At 65.3% G+C, this 4656-nt stretch carries 4 protein-coding genes and 2 pseudogenes; 3 read left to right on the top strand and 3 right to left on the bottom strand.

Annotation, left to right across the window (positions count from 1 at the left end):
* From JCM9942_RS20540 to JCM9942_RS11085, 3 genes and pseudogenes are all read left to right on the top strand, one after another.
* Positions 1 to 83 (top strand): annotated as a pseudogene (locus tag JCM9942_RS20540) (monofunctional biosynthetic peptidoglycan transglycosylase); the annotation flags it as partial.
* Positions 84 to 117: 34 nt separating this feature from the next.
* Entirely contained in the window at positions 118 to 1134 is a 1017-nt protein-coding gene (locus JCM9942_RS11090) for a glycosyltransferase family 2 protein (RefSeq protein WP_054659679.1), read from the top strand.
* A complete protein-coding gene (locus JCM9942_RS11085) occupies positions 1094 to 1525 on the top strand; it encodes a CBS domain-containing protein (protein ID WP_054659677.1) in 432 nt (143 codons plus the stop codon). The genes JCM9942_RS11090 and JCM9942_RS11085 overlap by 41 nt, the downstream gene beginning before the upstream one ends.
* A gap of 224 nt (positions 1526 to 1749) precedes the next feature.
* Here JCM9942_RS11085 and trhA read toward each other — a convergent pair whose 3' ends face one another.
* The 3 genes and pseudogenes from trhA to JCM9942_RS11070 form a co-directional block, all read right to left on the bottom strand.
* The gene (gene trhA / locus JCM9942_RS11080) at positions 1750 to 2382 is read right to left on the bottom strand and encodes a PAQR family membrane homeostasis protein TrhA (RefSeq protein ID WP_054659675.1); all 633 of its coding nucleotides are present in this window, start codon (positions 2380 to 2382) and stop codon (positions 1750 to 1752) included.
* Positions 2383 to 2466: 84 nt separating this feature from the next.
* Positions 2467 to 4071 carry a peptide chain release factor 3 gene (locus JCM9942_RS11075; protein WP_054659673.1) on the bottom strand — a complete coding sequence of 535 codons (1605 nt, stop codon included), beginning with the start codon at positions 4069 to 4071 and terminating at the stop codon, positions 2467 to 2469.
* 74 nt (positions 4072 to 4145) lie between these two features.
* A pseudogene (locus JCM9942_RS11070) lies at positions 4146 to 4656 on the bottom strand (M23 family metallopeptidase); the annotation flags it as partial.

Raw genomic sequence — 4656 nt, 5'->3', positions numbered from 1 at the left:
CGTACGTGCAGCGGCGCGCGGCCTGGATCCAGCGGCAGGCGCGCCAGCTGGGCGGTGCGGGCTATGTGGAGCAGATCGATTGACCTTGCCGCCGGCCGGCTTCCGTAGAATCGCCGCATGACTACCCGCCAGCGCCTGACCATCGTGATCGCCGCCTGCAACGAGCAGGAGACGCTGCCGCTGATCCATCCGCGGATCTGCGCCGAGCTGGACCGGCTGCAGGATGTCGACGGCCACCTTCTGTATGTGGACGACGGCAGCACCGATGCGACCTGGACGGTGATGCGGCAGTTGGCCGCCGATCCGCGCGTGGCGACGTTGCGGCTGTCGCGCAACTTCGGCAAGGAGATCGCGCTGACCGCAGGGCTGGATTTCGTCGACGACGGGGCGGTGCTGATTCTCGATGCCGATGGCCAGGATCCGCCGGAGCTGATTCCCGAGTTCGTGGCGCTGTGGCGGCAGGGGTATGACGATGTATATGGCACTCGGCTGGTGCGTGAAGGCGATGGCTGGCTCAAACGGGTGACGGCGGCGCTGTTCTACCGGGTGATCGGGCGGCTGTCCAAGACCCCGATTCCCGCCGACACCGGCGACTTCCGGCTGCTGTCACCGCGCGCCTTGCAGGCATTGCGGCGGCTGCGCGAGCGTCAGCGGTTCATGAAAGGCCTGTTCGGCTGGGTTGGCTTCCGGCGGGTGGCCTTGCCGTACCGGCGTGCGCCGCGTCTGGCCGGGGCCAGCAAGTTCGGCTTCTGGAAGCTGTGGAACTTCGCGCTGGAAGGCATCACCAGTTTTTCGACCGCACCGCTGCGTGTGGCGACCTATCTGGGGCTGCTCACTGCTGCATCGGCCTTCGGGTTTGCCCTGTTCGTGGTGGCCAAGGCCGCGCTGTACGGGGACCGGGTGGCCGGCTGGCCGACGATGATGGCGGTGATCCTGTTCCTGGGGGGCGTACAGCTGATCGCGCTGGGATTGATCGGTGAATACCTCGGGCGCCTGTACATGGAGGTCAAACAGCGGCCGCTGTACCTGGTGGATAGCTGGCAGCCGGCGGCCGTGGCAGTATCAGCAGACCCTCATCGCGCGGAACAATGCCATGCAGACCGTTCGACAATTGCTTGCGACCAAGTCTCCTGAGATCCATGCGGTAGCCCCGGAAGTCGCGGTGATACAGGCCATCCGGTTGATGGCCGAAAAGGGCATCGGCGCGGTGCTGGTGATGGACGGCCGCCACCTGGTGGGCATCCTTTCCGAGCGCGATTACGCGCGCAAGATCGTGCTGAAGGACCGTTCCTCGGCCACGACCCCGGTGCGCGAGATCATGACGGCCGAGCTGGTCACGGTGGCGCCCACCGTGACGGTGGAGCAGTGCCTGGAACTGGTGACCAACCGCCGTATCCGCCACCTGCCGGTGGTGGACGGCGATGAGGTGATGGGCGTGATTTCCATCGGTGATCTGGTCAAATCGGTGATCGAGCAGCAGCGCCAGGAACTGGGGCAGCTGCAGCAGTACATCACCGGCGGCTGAGTCTGACGGCACGGCCCGGTGGGGCGTCGGCCACAGTTGGCATCTTCGCTTGGGCAGGTTCCGATCGTGATGTTCGGTGAGTGTGGGAAATCGAATCGCCGCCCGCGCGTAAGCCATTGGCCGGTGGCGTCGATTTCCACATCGCCCTTCAGGTCATGACCGTTCGTCCCGCCGCTGGATCCGTCGCCCACCGCCGGCGGTGCGCCAGTGTGGGTGGTTTCCTGTCACAGGATCTGCGCGGTCACCGAGACGAAGTGGCAGACGCTGCCGCCGATCACGAACATGTGCCAGATCGCATGCGAGTAGGGCAGCTGTTCGCGGTGGTAGAACACGGTGCCCAGCGTATAGAACACGCCGCCGGCGAACAGCCAGCCGAGGGTGAATCCGTCCAGCGAATGCCACATTGGCTTGATCGCCACCACCACCAGCCAGCCCATCACGATATAGATGATCGTCGAAAGCAGTTTGAAGCGGCCGGTATAGAACAGTTTGAAGATCACCCCGAATACGGCCAGCGACCAGATCGCGGCGAACAGGCCCCAGCCCCAGGGGCCGCGCAGACCGATCAGGGTGAAGGGAGTGTAGGTGCCGGCGATCAGCAGGTAGATCGCACAGTGGTCGAAGACCTTCAGACGGCCTTTGGCGATGGGGTGCTGGATGGCGTGGTACAGCGTGGAGGCGGTGTAGAGCAGCAGTAGGGCGACACCGAAGACGATGGCACTGGCCAGTTGCCAGCCGTCACCGTAGATCGCGGCCAGGGTGATGAGGACGGCGCTGGCGCCGAGTGCGGCCACCGCGCCCAACCCATGGGTCAAGGCACTGGCGATTTCTTCGCGGATGGAAGCAGCTGTGGTCATGTAGGCAGATGACGCGGGCAGGGGGAATGCCCGGTGACCGCTATCATCCCTCCGAACGCCGGCGTATGCACGCCGGCATCGGGCTCAGGCCACAGAAACCGTGTGCGCTGCTTCACGGGTTGCGGCAAAGCGCACATCCGGCGCGCGTTCCTGCGCCAGCTGCAGGTTGACCCGTGTCGGCGCCAGATACACCAGCTGGCCGGCCGCATCGATGGCCAGGTTGCTGGCGTTCTTCTCGCGGAACTCTTCCAGCTTCCTGGCGTTGTCGCAGTGTACCCAGCGGGCGGTGACCACGCTGACCGGCTCGAAGATCGCCTCCACGCCGTATTCGTCCTTCAGGCGGTAGGCGGCGACATCGAACTGCAGCACGCCGACTGCACCGAGGATCAGGTCGTTGCTCATGATCGGGCGGAAGAACTGGGTGGCACCTTCTTCGGACAGCTGCGCCAGGCCCTTCTGCAGCTGCTTGAGCTTGAGCGGGTCGCGCAGGCGGGCGCGGCGGAACAGTTCCGGGGCGAAGTTGGGAATGCCGGTGAAAGTCACCGCTTCGCCTTCAGTGAAGGTGTCGCCGATGGAGATGGTGCCGTGATTGTGGATACCGATCACATCGCCCGGCCAGGCCTCGGCAGCGATCTCGCGGTCGGACGCCATGAAGGTCAGCGCGTTGGCCAGTTTCATTTCCTTGCCGGTGCGCACATGGAAGGTCTTCATGCCTGCGGTGAATTTGCCCGAGCACACGCGCATGAAGGCCACGCGGTCGCGGTGCTGTGGATCCATGTTGGCCTGGATCTTGAACACGAAACCGGTCAGCTTGTCTTCCTGCGGAGCGATATCGCGGCCGGTGGTGGCACGGGCCTGCGGTGAAGGTGCGTGTTTGACGAAGAAGTCCAGCAACGGCTGCACACCGAAGTTGTTCACGCCCGAGCCGAAGAACACCGGCGTCTGTTTGCCGGCCAGGTATTCGTCCAGGTCGAACGGATGGCTGGCGCCCTGCACCAGCTCCAGCTCGTCGCGCAGGTCGGCCAGCATCTTCTCGCCGATCTTCTCGGCCAGACCTGGCGCGTCCAGCGACGGGAAGATGGTCGAATCCTGGCGGGTGAAGTTGCGGCCCGGTTCGTACAGGTGCACTTCGCCGGTCAACAGGTGCACCACGCCCTTCAGGCGCTGGCCCATGCCGATCGGCCAGGTCACCGGCGCGCACTGGATGCCGAGCACGGTTTCCACTTCATCCAGCAGCTCGATCGGGTCCTTGCCCTCGCGGTCGAGCTTGTTGATGAAGGTCATGATCGGGGTGTCACGCAGGCGGCAGACCTCCATCAGTTTGATGGTGCGTTCTTCCACGCCCTTGGCCACGTCGATCACCATCAGCGCCGAGTCCACCGCGGTGAGCACGCGGTAGGTGTCCTCGCCGAAGTCGGCATGGCCGGGGGTGTCGAGCAGGTTGACGATCTTGTCCTCGTACGGGAACTGCATCACCGAGGAGGTGACCGAGATGCCGCGCTCCTTTTCCAGCGCCATCCAGTCGGAGGTGGCGTGCTTGCTGGTCTTGCGCGACTTCACCGAGCCGGCCATCTGGATCGCACCGCCGAACAGCAACAGCTTTTCGGTCAGCGTGGTCTTGCCGGCGTCAGGGTGGGAGATGATGGCGAACGTACGGCGACGCGCGGCTTCGGAGGCGACTTCGGACATGGCGAGCGCGCCCGCACGGGCGCTTCGGAGCAAAAGAGCCGTCGATTATAGCGGGACGCCCGTCGGCGCGTGACTCAGTCGCCGCCGCCGTTGTCTTCACGCGGAAATTGCAGCTCGCCGCGGTCATCGGCCATGCGGAACGGCAGCGATTCCAGCGCCATGCCGGCGTTGCGCTGGACGGTGAAATGCAGGTGCGGGCCACTGCTGCGCCCGGTATTGCCTGAATTGGCGAGCCGTTGCCCGATTTCCACCTTCTGCCCGGGCCGGACCGCGGCACTGCCGGCTTGCAGGTGCGCATACAGCGCCATGCTGCCGTCGGCGTGCAGTATCCGGACCAGGTTGGCTTCGCCGGTGGCGGCATCCAACACCTGCATCACCACGCCGGCGCGTGCGGCGAGCACCGGCGTGCCTTCGGCGAGCGGGAAGTCCACCGCGTAGTGGTTCTGCGCATCATTGTGGCTGTGGCGGCCGCCAAACGCCTGGCTCACCCGGCTTTACCGCCGGCGAAAGGCAGGCGGTAAAGCACATCATCTGGACGGGCGACCGGGGCGCCGGGAACGGCATCGAGCAGCAGCCGGGCGCCCG

This window comes from Stenotrophomonas pictorum JCM 9942 (genome assembly GCF_001310775.1).
GTDB classification, from domain to species: Bacteria; Pseudomonadota; Gammaproteobacteria; order Xanthomonadales; family Xanthomonadaceae; genus Stenotrophomonas; species Stenotrophomonas pictorum.
The sequence above is the reverse complement of the archived record's forward strand: the minus strand, read 5'-3'. Positions and strand labels throughout refer to the sequence as shown.

Coding starts and splice junctions, on each gene's coding strand:
- JCM9942_RS11090 (WP_054659679.1), top strand. CDS start 118: ATGACTACCCGCCAGCGCCTGACCATCGTGATCGCCGCCTGCAACGAG.
- JCM9942_RS11085 (WP_054659677.1), top strand. CDS start 1,094: ATGCAGACCGTTCGACAATTGCTTGCGACCAAGTCTCCTGAGATCCAT.
- trhA (WP_054659675.1), bottom strand. CDS start 2,382: ATGACCACAGCTGCTTCCATCCGCGAAGAAATCGCCAGTGCCTTGACC.
- JCM9942_RS11075 (WP_054659673.1), bottom strand. CDS start 4,071: ATGTCCGAAGTCGCCTCCGAAGCCGCGCGTCGCCGTACGTTCGCCATC.